This is a genomic window from Streptomyces sp. NPDC059909, assembly GCF_042730885.1.
In the GTDB taxonomy this organism is placed as follows: domain Bacteria; phylum Actinomycetota; class Actinomycetes; order Streptomycetales; family Streptomycetaceae; genus Streptomyces.
Map to the genome: position 1 here is coordinate 128,382 of NZ_JBHWKX010000006.1, position 17,290 is coordinate 145,671.

Sequence of the window (17,290 nt, forward strand, 5' to 3'; positions counted from 1 at the left end):
GTGTTGCCGTCCACCCAAGGGTGGACCGCCAGGGAGGGTGCCCGCGGGTTCGCCCTTGGTTGTTGGGGTTTTCCCTTCGCGTGTACTCCCCCCCCGGGGAGGTCCACCCTAACTTGTCCCCCCCCCCCCCCCCCCCTCTTCTCCCCCCCCGCGGGGCCCCCCCCCGCCACAGGGGCGGACCGAGTGCGTAGGGCTCACTGAGCGCCGGGGCGCACCAGGCCGCTCTCGTACGCGTACACCGCGGCCTGAACCCGGTCGCGCAGGCCCAGCTTCGTCAGCACATGGCCCACATGCGTCTTGACCGTCGTCTCGCTGACGAAGAGATCCGCGGCGATCTCCGCGTTCGACAGGCCACGGGCGACCAGCTTGAGCACCTCTACCTCACGCTCGGTCAGCGTGTGCAGCGTGTCCGGGACGGGCTCCTCGCCCGACGGCAGATGATCCGCGTACTTGTCGAGCAGCCGGCGCGTGATGCTCGGCGCGAGCATGGCCTCGCCGGCCGCGACCACCCGGATCGCCTGGACCAGCTCGTTCGCCGGCGCGTCCTTCAGGAGGAAGCCGCTGGCCCCCGCCTTGAGCGCCTCCACGACGTACTCGTCGAGGTCGAAGGTGGTCAGCACCAGCACCTTCGCCGGGCCGTCCCGGCCCGGGCCGGTGATCTGCCGGGTCGCCTCCACGCCGTCCATCCGCGGCATGCGGATGTCCATCAGCACCACGTCGGGCTGCAGCGCCCGCACCTGGTCCAGCGCCTGCAGGCCGTCGCCGGCCTCACCGACCACCGCGATGTCCTGCTCCGCCTCCAGGATCATCCGGAAGCCGGTGCGCAACAGCGGTTGATCGTCGACCAGTAGGACGCGGATGGCCACGGGATCTCCTTCGCTAGACCGCCCCCCATTCTGCCCTGACGGCCGGCCCGCCACTCCGGCGGGCGTCACGCCGAAGGCGCCACCGGCCCCGTCGGCACCACCGGCAGCGGATACACCGGAGGCGTGCCGCCGAACTCGGGGCACACGGCCTGGTGATCGCACCACCCGCACAGCTTCGTCGGCCGCGGCCGCCAGTCGCCCGTCTCCGTCGCCCGCATGATCGCGTCCCACAGCGCGAGCAGCTTGCGCTCCACGCGCTCGAGGTCCGCCGGGACCGGGTCGTACGTCAGCACCTCACCGCTGCCCAGGTACACCAGCTGCAGCCGGCGCGGCACGACGCCCTTCAGCCGCCATACGACGAGCGCGTAGAACTTCATCTGGAACAGCGCACCCTCGCTGTACTCGGGCCGGGGCGCCTTGCCCGTCTTGTAGTCGACGATCCGCACCTCACCCGTGGGCGCGACATCGACCCGGTCGATCACCCCGCGGAGCCGGAGCCCCGACGCCAGCTCCGTCTCCACGAACAGCTCACGCTCGGCGGGCTCCAGCCGCGTCGGGTCCTCGAGCGAGAACCACCGCTCGACCAGCTGCTCCGCCTCCGACATCCAGCGCGCCAGCCGCTCGCCGTCCGCGTCCTCCGCGAACAGCTCACCGAGCTCGGGCCGCGACTCCAGCAGCCGGTCCCACTGCCCGGGAATCAGGGCCTTCGCCCGTGGGGGCGTGCGCTCCGCCGCGGGAGCGTCGAAGAGCCGCTCCAGCACGGCATGCACGAGCGTGCCCCTGGTCGCCGCCTCGCTGGGCTTCTCCGGGAGCTTGTCGATCACCCGGAACCGGTACAGCAGCGGGCACTGCATGAAGTCGCCTGCCCGCGAAGGGGACAGCGACATCGGCGGGCTGCTCGCCGGAGCGGACGAAGCGCCCTCGCGCTCGGGCGGCGAGGGATGGCCGTCCGCCACCGACGGCTGGTCCTCCAGGACAGGCGCGGGGACCTCACCGGCTGGCGCCGGCACCTGCGCGGCAGGCGGGGGCACCGCGGCGGCGGGCGCCCGGCCCTCCGACGCGGGTGCGCCGCCTTCCGAAGCGGGCGGCTGACTCGTACTCATGACGTAGACCCTACGGCCCGCCACTGACAGCGAGCGGCATACCATCGACGACAGACCCTCTCGCACTGCATGATCGAGCGAGCGACATGATCGAGCGGGCCACGTCTCGCAACGAAGGGAACCCGTGAACAAGGACGAGGAGAGCGGCGAGCAGACGCGGCCGCAGTCCGGCACGGAGGGAGCGGACCCCGACAGCGGAAAGAAGCAGCGCTCCGACGAACCCGGCGGCGGCATCCTGATGGGCCGCCCCTTCGGCGTGCCCGTGTACGTCGCCCCCAGCTGGTTCCTCGTCGCCGCCCTGATCACCTGGGTCTTCGGCGGACAGCTCGACCGGGTCCTGCCCGAACTCGGCGGAGCCCGGTACCTCGTCTCGCTCTTCTTCGCGGTCGCGTTCTACGCCTCCGTGCTCGTCCACGAACTGGCCCACACCATCGCCGCGCTCCGCTTCAAACTGCCGGTGCGCCGCATCCAGCTCCAGTTCTTCGGCGGCGTCTCGGAGATCGAGAAGGAGTCCGAGACCCCCGGCCGTGAATTCGTCCTCGCCTTCGTCGGGCCACTGCTGTCGCTCGTCCTCGCCGGGGTCTTCTACCTCGGGATGCAGGCCGTCGACCCCGGCACCGTCCCGGGCGTGCTGCTCGCCGGCCTGATGATCTCCAACCTGATCGTCGCCGCCTTCAACCTGCTGCCCGGCCTGCCGCTGGACGGCGGCCGCATGCTCCGCGCGGTCGTCTGGAAGGTCACCGGCAAGCCGATGAGCGGCACCGTCGCCGCCGCCTGGGTCGGCCGGGCGCTCGCCGTCGCCGTCCTGATCGGACTCCCGCTGCTGACCCACACCGGCGTCCTCGGCAACGCCACCGAGGACATCGGCGGCATGGACACCGTCACCGACGCGCTGCTCGCCGCCATCCTCGCGGCCATCATCTGGACCGGTGCCGGCAACAGCCTCCGCATGGCCCGGCTGCGCGAGCACCTCCCCGAGCTGTGCGCCCGCACCCTCACCAGGCGTGCCGTCCCCGTCGAGTCCGAAACCCCCCTCTCCGAGGCGCTCCGCCGCGCCAACGAGGCGGGAGCGCGGGCCCTCGTCGTCGTCGACGGCCACGGCGACCCGACCGCGCTGGTCCGCGAGTCCGCCATCGTCGGCGTCCCCGAGCACCGACGCCCCTGGGTCGCCGTGAGCAGCCTCGCCCAGGAGCTCACCGAGGGCATGAAGGTCCCCGCGGAGCTCGCCGGCGAAGCCCTCCTCGACCGGCTCCGGGCCACGCCCGCCTCCGAGTACCTCGTCGTCGAGGAGACCGGCGAGATCTACGGCGTCCTGTCCACGGCGGACGTCGAGCGCGCCTTCGTCAAGGCCATGGCCAGGCCTCATTCCTAGGGGCTCGGTTCTCCCTGCCCCGGCGGGGGACCCCCACCGGGGGCCCCGAGGCGGGCGCGGTCAGGACCGTGAGCGCGGGCCGGTACTCTGGTCACATGTCCGAACCGACCGGTGCCGCCCGCCGTCGCGGGCCCTTCAAGGTCGGGGACCAGGTCCAGCTCACCGACCCCAAGGGACGCCACTACACGTTCACGCTCGAGGCCGGGAAGAACTTCCACACCCACAAGGGTTCCTTCCCCCACGACGAGCTGATCGGCGCTCCCGAGGGCAGTGTTGTCCGTACCACGGGAAACGTCGCCTACCTCGCGCTGCGCCCCCTGCTCCCCGACTACGTCCTGTCCATGCCCCGCGGCGCCGCCGTGGTCTACCCCAAGGACGCGGGGCAGATCCTTGCCTTCGCGGACATCTTCCCCGGCGCGCGCGTCGTCGAGGCGGGGGTCGGCTCCGGCTCGCTGAGCAGCTTCCTGCTCCGGGCCATCGGCGACGAGGGCATGCTGCACTCGTACGAGCGCCGCGAGGACTTCGCGGAGATCGCCAAGGGCAACGTCGAGCGCTACTTCGGCGGACCGCACCCCGCATGGACGCTCACCGTCGGTGACCTCCAGGACAACCTCTCGGACGCCGACGTCGACCGGGTCATCCTGGACATGCTCGCCCCCTGGGAGTGCCTGGAGGCCGTCTCCAAGGCGCTCGTCCCGGGCGGCATCCTCTGCTGCTACGTGGCGACCACCACCCAGCTCGCCCGGACCGTGGAGTCCATCCGCGAGATCGGCTGCTACGCCGAGCCGCAGCCCTGGGAGTCCATGATCCGCAACTGGCACGTCGAGGGCCTGGCCGTCCGCCCGGACCACCGGATGATCGGCCACACCGGCTTCCTCGTCACCGCCCGCCGCCTGGCGGACGGGGTGGAGCCGCCCATGCGCCGCCGCCGCCCCGCCAAGGGCGCGTACGGCGAGGACTACGAGGGGCCGAACAAGGGCTGACCGCCCATCAGGGCTGACGCCCCGCACAACGCGGTGGTGCCGCCGTCGAGTTCCCGGGTCCCTGCCCGGAACTCGACGGCGGCACCTTTACGTTGGCATTGCCGACCCCCCTGTTCCCGCGCCCTGTGACGTGTGGCACTATGCGACCCACCCCCACCGGCACCACCCTCACAGGAGACACCCCGCGTGCAGACCTCCGCGACGCTTCCGGACCTCGCGCACACCCACGCCCGCCCGGTGCACTGGCTGGCCACTGCGGCGGCGATGGCCGCGGTCGTCGCCGGGGCGGGACTTCTCCAGCCCGACGCCGCGAAGGCGAATCAGTCGGGTCCCGGGATCGCCACGGCCGCGGCGCCCGCTCCGGACGCCGCCGCGGTGGAACTGCCCCTCGAGTGCGGCGGGGCCGGTACGACAGTCGTGAAGAAGGCCTCGGGGGACCTGGACGGGGACGGCGCCGCCGAGACGGCCGTGGTGGCCCGCTGCGAGGCCGGCTCGGGCACCCCGCCGAGCGGCGTCTACGTCGTCGCCCGGTCCTCCGCCGGGCAGCCGCGCGTCGTGGCGACCCTGGTCGAGCCGTCCCGGGGGCTGAGCGTCACCGAGTTCGCCGTCCGTGACGGTGCGGTCACGGCGACGCTCCTCGGCTACTCCTCGCCCGACGTCCCGCAGTGCTGCCCGGACGAACAGGAGCGCGTCAAGTGGCAGTGGCGCGGCGGGAAGTTCGTCGAGTCCACCCAGGCCGATTCCGCCACGGACAGTGTGTGACCGGTCACCCTGCGTCTACTCTGCGTCGGGTCCGTACACCTCGATCTTGTCCGAAACGCGACGTACATGGATGCAGTCGCCCGGACACTCCTTGGCCGAGTCGATGACATCGGTCAGCAGCGGCAGCGGTACGGGCGTTGTGGCCCCGGGCTGCTGCAACAGCTCGTCGTCCGCGCTCTTCACATAGGCCAGACCGTCGATGTCCAGCTCGAAGACCTCAGGCGCGTACTGGGCGCAGATACCGTCGCCGGTGCAGAGGTCCTGGTCGATCCAGACTTCGAGAGCCTCGTTCATGTCGCCTGCCGTTCCTGCGCGGTGTGCATCAATAGGTGCCAGCCCTGACGGGTGTTGACCGTTCCGACGATACAACCGCCCGCTTTCCGATGTTGATGGGTGGGTATTCCCCTGGCGTGAGGGAGAGCGCAAGGGTGAAGATCGGACACACCCCTTCCGTCTTTGTGATCTAGGGGTTTCAATCACCACCCACCCAGGTAGGGTCAGGAAGCGTCCAGCTCCCCTTGGAGGAGGTGAGGACCGTGGCAGCCCACGACGACGACAACAACCGCGGCTTCCGGCCGGGACGGGGGTCTGAAGACCCTGCCGGTCAGGTTGCCTATCTTGAGCAGGAGATCGCCGTCCTGCGCCGCAAGCTCGCCGACTCTCCGCGGCATACGAGGATTCTCGAGGAGCGGATCGTCGAGCTGCAGACAAACCTGGCCGGCGTGTCCGCTCAGAACGAACGACTGGCGAACACGCTCCGTGAGGCCCGCGACCAGATCGTGGCCCTCAAGGAGGAGGTCGACCGGCTCGCACAGCCGCCGGCCGGCTTCGGTGTCTTCCTGCAGGTGAACGAGGACGGCACCTGCGACATCTTCACCGGGGGCCGCAAGCTCCGGGTGAATGTCAGCCCCAGCGTCGAGCTCGACGAGCTCAGGCGCGGCCAGGAGGTCATGCTCAACGAGGCGCTCAACGTGGTCGAGGCCATGGAGTTCGAGCGCGCCGGGGACATCGTCACCCTCAAGGAGATCCTCGAGGACGGCGAGCGCGCCCTGGTGATCGGGCACACCGACGAGGAACGGGTGGTCAGGCTCGCCGAGCCCCTGCTGGACATGACCATCCGCCCCGGCGACGCCCTGCTGCTCGAGCCGCGCTCCGGCTACGTGTACGAGGTGATCCCGAAGAGCGAGGTCGAAGAGCTCGTCCTCGAAGAGGTCCCGGACGTCGACTACGACAAGATCGGCGGTCTGGGCAACCAGATCGAGATGATCCGCGACGCGGTCGAGCTCCCGTACCTCTACCCGGACCTCTTCAGGGAGCACGAACTGCGGCCGCCGAAGGGCATCCTGCTCTACGGCCCGCCCGGCTGCGGGAAGACGCTGATCGCCAAGGCCGTCGCCAACTCCCTTGCCAAGAAGGTCGCCGAGGTGACCGGTCAGCCCGCGGGGAAGAGCTACTTCCTCAACATCAAGGGCCCCGAGCTCCTCAACAAGTACGTCGGCGAGACCGAGCGGCACATCCGCCTCGTCTTCCAGCGTGCCCGGGAGAAGGCGAGCGAGGGCACCCCCGTCATCGTCTTCTTCGACGAGATGGAGTCCCTCTTCCGCACCCGCGGCTCCGGTGTCAGCTCGGACGTCGAGAACACGATCGTTCCGCAGCTGCTCGCCGAGATCGACGGTGTGGAGGGCCTGGAGAACGTGATCGTGATCGGCGCCTCCAACCGGGAGGACATGATCGACCCCGCGATCCTGCGGCCCGGCCGGCTCGACGTCAAGATCAAGATCGAGCGTCCGGACGCGGAGGCGGCGAAGGACATCTTCGCGAAGTACCTCACGCCGTCGCTGCCGCTGCACGCGGACGATCTCTCCGAGCACACGGGCTCCAAGGAGGCCGCGGTCCAGGGCATGATCCAGTCGGTCGTCGAGCAGATGTACGCGGAAACCGAGGAGAACCGCTTCCTGGAGGTCACGTACGCCAACGGCGACAAGGAAGTCCTGTACTTCAAGGACTTCAATTCCGGCGCCATGATCCAGAACATCGTGGACCGGGCCAAGAAGATGGCCATCAAGGCCTTCCTCGACCACAACCAGAAGGGTCTGCGGGTCTCCCACCTCCTCCAGGCATGCGTGGACGAGTTCAAGGAGAACGAGGACCTGCCGAACACGACGAACCCGGACGACTGGGCCCGGATCTCCGGTAAGAAGGGCGAGCGGATCGTCTTCATCCGCACCCTTGTCACCGGAAAGCAGGGCGCGGACACCGGACGCTCCATCGACACGGTGGCAAACACCGGTCAGTACCTGTAGATCGCAGTCCGGCTGCGGATGTCCTGGGGGTCCCCCCGCCGGAGGCAGGGGGGAGGACATCCGCAGCCGCCTGCTTTCCACGGGCTCAGGACGGGTAATCGCACCAGACAGAGCAATGACGGAATTGATCTCCCCACCAGCGCAGAGGCGTTCTAGGCTCTTCCGTACCGCCGTGTCGCGCAGTGCGGGGACGGGCACCGCACACGCACCGGAGACCGAGCGGTACTTGAGCGCCGCCCCCAGACGGGAGCGCCGCCGGGCAAGGAGGGCCGCATGACCGTACGGCGAGTAATGGGTATCGAGACGGAGTACGGCATCTCCGTCCCCGGGCACCCGAACGCCAATGCCATGCTCACCTCGTCCCAGATCGTCAACGCCTACGCGGCGGCGATGCACCGGGCGCGACGCGCCCGCTGGGACTTCGAGGAGGAGAACCCGCTGCGGGACGCCCGCGGCTTCGACCTCGCCCGCGAGGCCGCCGACTCCAGCCAGCTCACGGACGAGGACATCGGCCTGGCCAACGTGATCCTCACCAATGGGGCCAGGCTCTACGTCGACCATGCCCACCCCGAGTACAGCGCCCCCGAGGTCACCAATCCGCGCGATGCCGTCCTCTGGGACAAGGCGGGCGAGCGGATCATGGCGGAGGCCGCCGAGCGGGCCGCCCAGCTCCCCGGCGCCCAGCCGATCCACCTGTACAAGAACAACACCGACAACAAGGGCGCGTCCTACGGCACGCACGAGAACTACCTGATGAAGCGGGAGACCCCCTTCTCGGACATTGTGCGCCATCTGACGCCGTTCTTCGTGTCCCGGCAGGTCGTCACCGGTGCCGGCCGCGTGGGCATCGGCCAGGACGGCCACGAGCACGGCTTCCAGATCAGCCAGCGGGCCGACTATTTCGAGGTCGAGGTCGGTCTGGAGACCACGCTCAAGCGCCCCATCATCAACACCAGGGACGAGCCGCACGCCGACGCCGAGAAGTACCGCCGCCTCCATGTGATCATCGGCGACGCGAACCTCTCCGAGATCTCGACGTACCTCAAGCTCGGCACGACCGCGCTGGTCCTGTCCATGATCGAGGACGGCTTCATCAACGTCGACCTGGCGGTCGACCAGCCGGTTCGCACCCTGCACCAGGTATCCCACGACCCCACTCTGCAACGACTGGTCACTCTGCGCAGCGGCAGGACGCTCACCGCCGTCCAGCTGCAGATGGAGTACTTCGAGCTCGCCCGCAAGTACGTCGAGGAGCGCTTCGGCGTGGACGCGGACGAGCAGACCAAGGACGTCCTGATCCGCTGGGAGGACACCCTCAACCGGCTCGAGAACGACCCGATGAGCCTGTCGGGCGAGCTCGACTGGATCGCCAAGCGGGAGATCCTCGAGGGCTACCGGCGCCGGGACTCCCTGGACTGGGACGCGGCGCGGCTGCACCTCGTCGACCTGCAGTACGCGGACGTACGCCCCGAGAAGGGCCTGTACAACCGTCTGGTGGCCCGCGGCAAGATGAAGCGGCTCCTGGACGAGCCGGACGTCGAGCGGGCCGAGAGCAAGCCTCCTGAGGACACCAGGGCGTATTTCCGCGGCCGCTGCCTGGAGCAGTACGCGGACGACGTCGCTGCGGCCTCCTGGGACTCGGTGATCTTCGATCTGCCGGGCCGTGACTCTCTGCAACGAGTGCCCACGCTGGAGCCGCTGCGGGGCACCCGTAACCACGTCAAGGAGCTGCTGGACCGGTGCCGCACCGCGGAGGACCTGGTCCGGGTCCTGTCAGGAGGCTGACCGGCGGCTGAAATGGTCCGCGTCCGGGAATCATGGAGGTGGGCCCCGGACGTTGAGAAAGTGCGGGGCCGATGTCAGACCCTGCTTGTAGGGTCTGAATCTTGAGTGAGCCGAACCAAACGGGCAATCCGAGCGGGGTGAGGGATATGGCGACCAAGGACACCGGCGGCGGACAGCAGCGGGCTCAGCGCTCCACCGAGGAGGTCGACGAGCAGGCGCAGGAAGCGCAGGCTTCTGAGGACCTCAAGGAGCGGCAGGAGAAGCTGAGCGACGACGTGGACTCCGTTCTCGACGAAATCGATGATGTGCTCGAAGAGAACGCCGAGGACTTCGTGCGCTCCTTCGTTCAGAAGGGTGGCCAGTAGGCCAGCTCTCCCTTCGAATCGAAGGTGATCGGGGCGTTGAAGTCGTCAGAGGGTGACGCTGTGAAGCGCTGCCCGCGGTGTAAGCAGCACAAGCCGCGGGCGGCGTTCGCAAGCAACCAGGCAATGCGTGACGGGTTGCAGGCCTATTGCCGGGAGTGCGCAGCCGCTTACCGCCAGGAACGACAGGTGGCCAAGGGGCGCAAGTCGTGCAAGGCAGTGAAGGGGCGCGCAGGTCATCTGAAGCGTCAGTACGGCATCACGGAGTCCGAGCGTGACGAGATGATTTCGTCCCAGATGGGGATCTGCTCGATCTGCCTGGCTGCTCCCGCAGTGCATGTGGATCACTGCCACGAGACGGGTAAGGTCCGTGGCGTACTGTGCTTCAACTGCAATTCGGCCATCGGCAAGTTGGGAGACGATCCCGACACTGTTCGTCGGGTTGCCGCCTATTTGGAAGGAAACTCGTGGAAGCCAACACTCGTAGCTCCGGGCGTCTGCCGGCTGCCTTCCTGACGCCCGGCTCGTCCTCATTCATGGACTTCCTGGGCGAGCACTCCCCGGAGATGCTGCCGGGCAAGCGCGTGCTCCCGCCTGTGCAGGGCGTCATCGAGGCACCCCACGGCACGACGATCGTCGCGACGTCCTTCCCCGGCGGCGTGGTGCTCGCCGGTGACCGGCGGGCGACCATGGGCAACATGATCGCCCAGCGTGACATCGAAAAGGTGTTCCCCGCCGACGAGTACTCGGCGGTGGGCATCGCCGGCACGGCCGGTCTCGCGGTCGAGATGGTCAAGCTCTTCCAGCTGGAGCTCGAGCACTTCGAGAAGGTCGAAGGCGCCCAGCTCTCCCTTGAGGGCAAGGCGAACCGTCTCTCCACGATGATCCGGAGCAACCTCGGCATGGCCATGCAGGGCCTCGCCGTGGTCCCGCTCTTCGCCGGCTGGGACGTCGACCGCGAGAAGGGCCGGATCTTCTCGTACGACGTCACGGGCGGCCGCTCCGAGGAGCACGGCTTCGCGGCCACCGGCTCCGGCTCGATCTTCGCCCGTGGGGCGATGAAGAAGCTCTACCGCGAGGACCTGACGGAGCAGCAGGCCATCACCCTCGTCATCCAGGCGCTGTACGACGCGGCCGACGACGACTCCGCGACGGGCGGCCCGGACGTGGCCCGCAGGATCTACCCGATCGTGACCGTCATCACCGACGAGGGCTTCCGGAAGCTGACCGAGGCCGAGTCCTCCGAGATCGCCCGCTCGATCCTGGAGCGCCGGCTCGAACAGCCCGACGGCCCGCGCGCCGCGCTGCTCTGATGCCCCCTCTTCTGGAACCGATATGCCACTGACAGAAAGGGACGGATAGCCGGTGTCGACGCCGTTCTATGTCTCACCCCAGCAGGCCATGGCCGACCGTGCGGAGTACGCCCGCAAGGGCATCGCCCGCGGCCGCAGCCTGGTCGTGCTGCAGTACGCCGACGGCATTGTCTTCGTCGGTGAGAACCCGTCCCGTGCGCTGCACAAGTTCAGCGAGATCTACGACCGGATCGGCTTCGCTGCCGCCGGCAAGTACAACGAGTACGAGAACCTCCGCATCGGCGGGGTGCGCTACGCGGATCTGCGGGGCTACACGTACGACCGTGACGACGTCACTGCCCGTGGGCTCGCCAACGTGTATGCGCAGACGCTCGGCACCATCTTCTCCAGCGCGGGCGAGAAGCCGTACGAGGTGGAGCTGGTCGTCGCCGAGGTCGGCGCGTCGCCCGAGGGGGACCAGATCTACCGGCTGCCGCACGACGGCTCGATCGTGGACGAGCACGGTTCGGTCGCGGTCGGCGGCAACGCGGAGCAGATCAGCAGCTTTCTCGACCAGCGGCACCGCGACGGGATGTCGCTCGCCGAGGCGCTGAAGCTCGCCGTCCAGGCGCTGTCCCGTGACACCAACGGCACGGAGCGGGAGATCCCCGCGGAGCGGCTGGAGGTGGCGATCCTGGACCGCACACGGCCGCAGCAGCGGAAGTTCAAGCGCATCGTGGGGCGGCAGCTGTCGCGTCTTCTGCAGGCGGACGACGCGGCGTCCGCGCCCACGGAGGCGCCGTCGGACGAGGAGCAGGACGAGGAGGCGTAACCGCCTCCCCGGGGCCCCATGCCCCCGACCCGGTCGCGTATGCGCCCGGGTCGGGGGCATGGGGTTTCGGGCCATCCGCTGCCGGGGCCTTTTGGTCTGAGGGCGGTCGTCCCGCTGGTGGTGTGTGGGCAGTCGTTCCGCAGGGCGGAACGGGTGGGCACAGACCCACCCACCGAGCGCCTGGTCCTCAGGTGCCGGGCACCTCGTGCGTGTCGGGACGGGCCATGGGCCGCAGACCACCCGGGCGTCAGCGCGGCGCCGGGCCCGTGGATGCCCGCGGGATCAGGGTGACCGGGAGGGCACCCGGTGCCGGGGTGTCGCCCCGCAGAACCGCGAGCAGCGCGGACATGCCCGCCTCGCCCACCCGCTCGGCCGGGAGGCGGACCGTCGTGAGCTCCGGCTCCAGCGCCGTTGCAAGGGCCAGGTCGTCGAAGCCCGTCACCGAGACGTCCTCCGGCACGCGCAGGCCCAGTCGCCGGACCGCCTTGCACGCGCCCGCGGCCAGGATGTCGTCGTCGCAGATCAGCGCCGTGGGCCGCGGCCCGGACCCGGCCAGGGCCCGCTCGGTGGCCTCCCGCGCCCCGCTCACGTCCAGCGGAGCCGGGACCGTGAGGAGCGACGCCCCCGGAACCGCCCGCAGCGCCGTGCCCAGCGCCCCGGCGCGTACCTCGAAGGTCCAGGACGGCACAGCCGACGCCAGATGGATGAAGCGCCGGTGGCCGAGGCCGAGCAGATGGTCCGTCACCTGGCGCATACCGTCCGCGATGTCCAGGTTCACCTGGGCCGCCGACGCCGGATCGGACGGATCGCTGTCGAGCATCACCAGCGGCAGATCGGTGCCGCGGATCGCGTCCAGTGCTCCCGCCGCCATCGACGAGGCGATCACCCCGTCCAGAGCGGCCCGCGCCGACGCGAACGGGTCCTTCGCGGGGCCCACGCCCTCCGGGGAGGGGTAGAGCACCACGCCGAAGCCGTGGTCGGAGGCGACGGCCGCCGCGCCCGCGTACACCCGTGCGAAGAACTCGTTGGTCAGGGCGGGCACCACCAGCAGCGCCGTCCGCGTACGGCCCAGCCGCAGATTGCGGGCCGCCAGATTCGGCCGGTAGCCGAGCTCCGCCGCCGTGCGCCTGACCAGCTCAGCGGTGCGCTCGGAGACCCGGCCCGGCCATTTGCCGCCGAGCACGAGGGACACCGTGGCCTGCGAGACTCCCGCCGCCCGCGCCACGTCCTTGCTGGTCGGCCGCGCGCCGCCCGCGGGCTCCCGGGTCTGCACACTCGCCTCCGCGCGTCGCGTCGTCCGCCGCGAGGAGTGGACTCGCGACCTGTGGACATGGTACGTATGACTTCTGACGTTATACGTAAAACTCCGCGGTGAGCGGGGCCGACCGAAGAGGCGGGACATGGCCGCGGGAGCGTCCGGGTACGCAGACATCCTCAAGGCGCCGCACGCGGCGCGCCTGCTCACAGGCACCCTCGTCGGCCGCCTGCCGAACGCCACGGCACATGTCGCGATCGTGCTGTTCATCCGCGCCGAGGGCGGCAGCTACACCCTCGCGGGGGCCCTCGCCGCCGTGTACGGGCTGGCCACCGCCGTCGGACAGCCGCTGCTCGGCCGACTCGTCGACCTGCACGGGCAGCCGCGGGTCCAGTTGCCCGCCGCCGTCGTCTCGGCACTCGGCATGGCCCTCTTCGCCGTCACGGGCGTCGTCCCCCTCCCCGTGGCCTACGCGGCCGTCATCGTCGCCGGCCTCTTCACCCCGCCGCTCGAAGGCGGTCTGCGTGCGCTCTGGCCGAACGTTCTCGGCCATCGCGAGGACCGGGTCCACCGGGCCTACGCCATGGACGCGATCGCGCAGGAAATCATGTTCACCGTCGGTCCGTTGCTGGTGACGTTGCTCGTCTGGCTCTTCTCGCCCGCCGCGGCACTCCTGGTCATCAACGCCGTCGGAGTCGCGGGAGCACTGTCCGTGGTCCTCTCCGAGCCGTCCAGGACCTGGCGTTCCGCACCCCGCGAGGCCCACTGGCTGGGCGCTCTGCGCTCGCCCGGGCTGCTCGCCCTGCTCGGCTCGTTCTTCTTCGTCGGCCTCGCCCTCGGCTCCATCACCGTCGCCGGTGTCGCGTACGCCGACGACCACGGCCGCGCCTCCGTGTACGGCTGGCTGATGGCCGCCCTCGGCCTCGGCGCCCTCGTCGGTGGCGCCGTCTACGGCGCCCGGCAGTGGGCAGGCGCCCCCGAACGACGCCTGCGCGTCATCGTCGGGCTGCTCGCACTCGGCTATCTGCCGCTCATGCTCACCCCCGGCGTCACCGCGATGACCGCCCTCGGCGCCGTCGCCGGCGTGTTCCTGGCGCCCGCCATCGCCTGCGCGTTCATCGTCGTCGACCGGCACGCCCCCAGGGGCACCGTCACCGAGGCGTTCTCCTGGCTCGTGACCACGTTCGGCGTCGGCGCGGCGGTCGGAACGGCGGCCGCGGGCCCCGCGGTGGAACTCGGCGGGACCGTCGCGGGCTTCGCGGTCGCGGGCGCCGGAGGGCTCGCCGCACTGCTCGTTCTGCTGGCCACCGGAAGGGTCCTCGCAGTTCCCGGCCGCAGCGCACACATCGCGTCAGGGGATGAAAATGATCGAAGCGGTGCTGTCGAACCCGGTTTCAGCTCAGGCCATCAGGCGTAATGTTCAGTCATGGACCGCCGCATTTTCGGGCTGGAGAACGAGTACGGCGTCACGTGCACGTTCAGGGGACAGCGCCGACTGTCTCCTGACGAAGTGGCGCGCTACCTCTTCCGCCGTGTTGTGTCATGGGGCCGCAGCAGCAACGTCTTCCTGCGCAATGGGGCCCGCCTCTACCTCGACGTGGGTTCGCATCCGGAATACGCAACTCCCGAATGCGACAACGTGACGGAACTGGTCACCCACGACAAGGCTGGCGAGCGCATCCTCGAAGGCCTGCTCGTCGACGCCGAACGCCGCCTGCACGAGGAGGGAATCGCGGGCGACGTCTATCTCTTCAAGAACAACACCGATTCGGCGGGAAACTCCTACGGCTGCCACGAGAACTACCTCGTCGCCCGCCACGGAGAGTTCTCCCGGCTCGCGGACATCCTGATTCCGTTCCTCGTCACGCGACAGCTCATCTGCGGCGCGGGAAAGGTGCTGCAGACCCCGCGCGGCGCGGTCTACTGCGTCAGCCAGCGCGCCGAGCACATCTGGGAGGGCGTCAGTTCCGCCACCACCCGCTCCCGTCCCATCATCAACACCCGCGACGAGCCGCACGCCGACGCCGAGCGGTACCGCCGGCTGCACGTCATCGTGGGCGATTCGAACATGTCCGAGACGACCATGCTGCTCAAGGTCGGTGCCACCGACCTCGTGCTGCGCATGATCGAGGCGGGCACGGTGATGCGCGACCTGACGCTGGAGAACCCCATCCGGGCGATCCGCGAGGTCAGCCACGACATCACGGGCCAGCGCAAGGTGCGCCTGGCCAGCGGCCGCGAGGCCTCCGCGCTCGAGGTCCAGCGCGAGTACTACGAGAAGGCCGTGGACTTCGTCGACCGCCGCGGCATCCGCACCGGCACCGTCGCACAGGTCCTCGAACTGTGGGGCCGCACACTCGACGCGATCGAGCAGGAGGACCTCGACCGGATCGGCACCGAGATCGACTGGGTGATGAAGTACAAGCTCATCGAGCGGTACCGGGCCAAGCACAACATGACGATGTCGCACCCCCGGGTCGCGCAGATAGACCTCGCCTACCACGACATCCACCGCCGCCGAGGGCTCTACTACCTCCTGGAGAAGAAGGGCCAGGCGGCCCGGATCTGCAACGACCTGAAGATCTTCGAGGGCAAGTCCGTGCCCCCGCAGACCACCAGGGCACGGCTGCGCGGCGACTTCATCCGCCGCGCCCAGGAGCAGCGCCGCGACTTCACCGTCGACTGGGTGCACCTCAAGCTCAACGACCAGGCACAGCGCACCGTGTTGTGCAAGGACCCCTTCCGGTCGGTTGACGACCGCGTGGAGAAGCTGATCGCCGGTATGTAGGCGCTACGCAGCCGGTATACGGCCGCCGGATCGCGGCCGGCCCCGGCCGGGAACGTCACTCGGGCCCCGTACGTTTCTCGTGCGGGGCCCTTGGCACGCCCTAGAGTGTCGAGCGACCGATGTGCCGTCTGAGATCTGAGGAACACGTGCGCCGACTTGCCGGCCTGCTCGTCGTCCCCCTGCTGCTGCTCTCCACAGCGGCATGCGGCGACGACAATGGCTCCGAATCCACCTCGTCCAAGAACGGGTTCCCCGCGATCACGGCGGGTGCCAAGTTCGGCGAGAAGCCGACCCTCGCCAAGGGTGAGGGTGACCCGCCGAAGGAGCTCAAGTCCGAGACTCTCAGTGAGGGTGACGGCGCTGTCCTGAAGAACGGCGATGCCGTCCAGGTCAACTATCTGGGCCAGGCCTGGGACTCGGACAAGCCGTTCGACAACAGTTTCGACCGCGGTCAGCCGTTCGATCTGACGCTGGGCGCCGGGCAGGTCATCAAGGGCTGGGACCAGGGCCTCGAGGGCAAGAAGGTCGGCAGCCGTGTCGAGCTCGTCATCCCGCCGGACCTCGGCTACGGGGCGCAGGGCCAGGGTGAGATCAAGCCCAACGCGACCCTGGTCTTCGTCGTGGACATCCTGAAGAGCACCACGATCCCCAAGTCCGCCACGGGCACCGCGGTCGCCCAGGACAACATCGACCTGCCCAAGGTCGGTACCAACACCGACGGCAAGGCCCCGACCGTCACGGTCCCCAAGACCGACCCGCCGAAGAAGCTCGTCTCGAACTACGTCATCGAGGGAACGGGCGAAGCGGTCAAGGACACGGACACCGTCGCCGTCAACTACGTGGCCCTGACGTGGGCGGGCGGCAAGAAGTTCGACTCGACGTACGACACGGGCAAGACCGCGACCTTCCCGCTGCCGCAGCTCACGCTCAAGGGGCTCAAGGACGGCATCACCGGCAAGAAGATCGGCAGCCGCGTCCTCATCGTCGCCCCGCCGGACCAGGCCTTCGGCGACAAGGAGCAGCAGGGCATCCCCAAGAACTCCACGCTCGTCTTCGCCGTGGACATCCTGGCAAAGATGTAAGACTGTCCCGGTTGCGAAGTTCATCGGTATGAGGAGCACAGCAGTGAGCATCGAGAAGCCCGAGATCGACTTCCCGGGCGGCGAGCCGCCGGCCGACCTGGAGATCAAGGACATCTGGGAAGGCGACGGCCCCGAGGCCAAGGCCGGCGACACCGTCTCCGTGCACTACGTGGGCGTGGCCTTCTCCACCGGCGAGGAGTTCGACGCGTCCTGGAACCGCGGCACTCCGCTGCAGTTCCAGCTCGGCGCCGGCCAGGTCATCAAGGGCTGGGACCAGGGCGTGCAGGGCATGAAGGTCGGCGGGCGCCGCCAGCTGACCATCCCCGCGCACCTCGCGTACGGCGACCGCGGCGCCGGCGGCGGCCGTATCGCCCCGGGCGAGACGCTGATCTTCGTCTGCGACCTGGTCGCGATCTGATCGCAACCGGTTCCCAACCGGTCACAGTGGGGCACCCTTCCGTTCCCACCAGGGCCCCCCACCCTTTTCCCGAACACCCGTGGAGGG

The 17,290-nt window shown here is 69.4% G+C and carries 17 protein-coding genes; 13 read left to right on the forward strand and 4 right to left on the reverse strand.

Annotated elements, in window-relative coordinates:
• Window positions 1–194: 194 nt before the first annotated feature.
• On the reverse strand, window positions 195–866 hold the full coding sequence (locus tag ACFV9O_RS07490; RefSeq protein ID WP_385413553.1) for a response regulator: 672 nt from the start codon (window positions 864–866) through the stop codon (window positions 195–197).
• 65 nt (window positions 867–931) lie between these two features.
• A complete protein-coding gene (locus tag ACFV9O_RS07495) occupies window positions 932–1,969 on the reverse strand; it encodes a RecB family exonuclease (protein ID WP_385413555.1) in 1,038 nt (345 codons plus the stop codon).
• Window positions 1,970–2,093: 124 nt separating this feature from the next.
• Between ACFV9O_RS07495 and ACFV9O_RS07500 the strand changes: the two genes are divergently transcribed.
• The 3 genes from ACFV9O_RS07500 (at window position 2,094) to ACFV9O_RS07510 (ending at window position 5,086) form a co-directional block, all read left to right on the forward strand.
• Window positions 2,094–3,341, forward strand: coding sequence for a site-2 protease family protein (locus tag ACFV9O_RS07500; RefSeq protein WP_385413558.1), 1,248 nt, complete (start codon window positions 2,094–2,096; stop codon window positions 3,339–3,341).
• Between the two features lie 95 nt (window positions 3,342–3,436).
• Window positions 3,437–4,324, forward strand: a complete 888-nt coding sequence (locus ACFV9O_RS07505) for a tRNA (adenine-N1)-methyltransferase (RefSeq protein WP_351223935.1) — start codon at window positions 3,437–3,439, stop codon at window positions 4,322–4,324.
• A gap of 186 nt (window positions 4,325–4,510) precedes the next feature.
• Window positions 4,511–5,086: a hypothetical protein gene (locus ACFV9O_RS07510; protein WP_385413565.1), complete on the forward strand. Its 576-nt coding sequence runs from the start codon at window positions 4,511–4,513 to the stop codon at window positions 5,084–5,086.
• Window positions 5,087–5,101: 15 nt separating this feature from the next.
• On the opposite strand, the gene ACFV9O_RS07515 is transcribed toward ACFV9O_RS07510, so the two are convergent.
• On the reverse strand, window positions 5,102–5,380 hold the full coding sequence (locus ACFV9O_RS07515; protein WP_385413568.1) for a ferredoxin: 279 nt from the start codon (window positions 5,378–5,380) through the stop codon (window positions 5,102–5,104).
• A gap of 242 nt (window positions 5,381–5,622) precedes the next feature.
• Here ACFV9O_RS07515 and arc point away from each other — a divergent pair, with 242 nt between their 5' ends.
• The 6 genes from arc to prcA all read left to right on the forward strand — a co-directional run bounded on the left by arc (window position 5,623) and on the right by prcA (window position 11,660).
• The gene (gene arc, locus ACFV9O_RS07520) at window positions 5,623–7,389 is read left to right on the forward strand and encodes a proteasome ATPase (protein ID WP_385413571.1); all 1,767 of its coding nucleotides are present in this window, start codon (window positions 5,623–5,625) and stop codon (window positions 7,387–7,389) included.
• A 273-nt stretch (window positions 7,390–7,662) separates the two neighbouring features.
• Window positions 7,663–9,174 (forward strand): depupylase/deamidase Dop, encoded by a 1,512-nt coding sequence (dop, locus tag ACFV9O_RS07525; RefSeq protein WP_385413574.1) that lies wholly within the window; start codon window positions 7,663–7,665, stop codon window positions 9,172–9,174.
• 146 nt (window positions 9,175–9,320) lie between these two features.
• Window positions 9,321–9,539 (forward strand): ubiquitin-like protein Pup, encoded by a 219-nt coding sequence (locus tag ACFV9O_RS07530; protein ID WP_385413651.1) that lies wholly within the window; start codon window positions 9,321–9,323, stop codon window positions 9,537–9,539.
• 123 nt (window positions 9,540–9,662) lie between these two features.
• Window positions 9,663–10,052: an endonuclease VII domain-containing protein gene (locus ACFV9O_RS07535; protein WP_385413576.1), complete on the forward strand. Its 390-nt coding sequence runs from the start codon at window positions 9,663–9,665 to the stop codon at window positions 10,050–10,052.
• Window positions 10,004–10,849: a proteasome subunit beta gene (prcB, locus tag ACFV9O_RS07540; RefSeq protein WP_385413579.1), complete on the forward strand. Its 846-nt coding sequence runs from the start codon at window positions 10,004–10,006 to the stop codon at window positions 10,847–10,849. The genes ACFV9O_RS07535 and prcB overlap by 49 nt, the downstream gene beginning before the upstream one ends.
• 52 nt (window positions 10,850–10,901) lie before the next feature.
• The gene (prcA, locus tag ACFV9O_RS07545) at window positions 10,902–11,660 is read left to right on the forward strand and encodes a proteasome subunit alpha (protein ID WP_385413582.1); all 759 of its coding nucleotides are present in this window, start codon (window positions 10,902–10,904) and stop codon (window positions 11,658–11,660) included.
• A gap of 247 nt (window positions 11,661–11,907) precedes the next feature.
• Here the strand turns inward: prcA and ACFV9O_RS07550 are convergent, their stop codons facing one another.
• Window positions 11,908–12,933 (reverse strand): LacI family DNA-binding transcriptional regulator, encoded by a 1,026-nt coding sequence (locus ACFV9O_RS07550; RefSeq protein ID WP_385413585.1) that lies wholly within the window; start codon window positions 12,931–12,933, stop codon window positions 11,908–11,910.
• 127 nt (window positions 12,934–13,060) lie between these two features.
• Between ACFV9O_RS07550 and ACFV9O_RS07555 the strand changes: the two genes are divergently transcribed.
• The 4 genes from ACFV9O_RS07555 (at window position 13,061) to ACFV9O_RS07570 (ending at window position 17,203) form a co-directional block, all read left to right on the forward strand.
• On the forward strand, window positions 13,061–14,332 hold the full coding sequence (locus tag ACFV9O_RS07555) for an MFS transporter (protein ID WP_385413587.1): 1,272 nt from the start codon (window positions 13,061–13,063) through the stop codon (window positions 14,330–14,332).
• A gap of 9 nt (window positions 14,333–14,341) precedes the next feature.
• Window positions 14,342–15,703 carry a Pup--protein ligase gene (gene pafA / locus ACFV9O_RS07560; protein ID WP_385413590.1) on the forward strand — a complete coding sequence of 454 codons (1,362 nt, stop codon included), beginning with the start codon at window positions 14,342–14,344 and terminating at the stop codon, window positions 15,701–15,703.
• Window positions 15,704–15,849: 146 nt separating this feature from the next.
• On the forward strand, window positions 15,850–16,785 hold the full coding sequence (locus ACFV9O_RS07565; RefSeq protein WP_385413592.1) for an FKBP-type peptidyl-prolyl cis-trans isomerase: 936 nt from the start codon (window positions 15,850–15,852) through the stop codon (window positions 16,783–16,785).
• Window positions 16,786–16,828: 43 nt separating this feature from the next.
• A complete protein-coding gene (locus tag ACFV9O_RS07570) occupies window positions 16,829–17,203 on the forward strand; it encodes an FKBP-type peptidyl-prolyl cis-trans isomerase (RefSeq protein ID WP_027732990.1) in 375 nt (124 codons plus the stop codon).
• Window positions 17,204–17,290 lie beyond the last annotated feature (87 nt).

Bases quoted from the DNA above. Each gene is read 5' to 3' on its own strand.
- dop (WP_385413574.1), top strand. From the start codon at position 7,663: ATGACCGTACGGCGAGTAATGGGTATCGAGACGGAGTACGGCATCTCC.
- ACFV9O_RS07535 (WP_385413576.1), top strand. From the start codon at position 9,663: ATGCGTGACGGGTTGCAGGCCTATTGCCGGGAGTGCGCAGCCGCTTAC.
- ACFV9O_RS07515 (WP_385413568.1), bottom strand. From the start codon at position 5,380: ATGAACGAGGCTCTCGAAGTCTGGATCGACCAGGACCTCTGCACCGGC.
- ACFV9O_RS07530 (WP_385413651.1), top strand. From the start codon at position 9,321: ATGGCGACCAAGGACACCGGCGGCGGACAGCAGCGGGCTCAGCGCTCC.
- pafA (WP_385413590.1), top strand. From the start codon at position 14,342: ATGGACCGCCGCATTTTCGGGCTGGAGAACGAGTACGGCGTCACGTGC.
- ACFV9O_RS07495 (WP_385413555.1), bottom strand. From the start codon at position 1,969: ATGAGTACGAGTCAGCCGCCCGCTTCGGAAGGCGGCGCACCCGCGTCG.
- ACFV9O_RS07555 (WP_385413587.1), top strand. From the start codon at position 13,061: ATGGCCGCGGGAGCGTCCGGGTACGCAGACATCCTCAAGGCGCCGCAC.
- ACFV9O_RS07505 (WP_351223935.1), top strand. From the start codon at position 3,437: ATGTCCGAACCGACCGGTGCCGCCCGCCGTCGCGGGCCCTTCAAGGTC.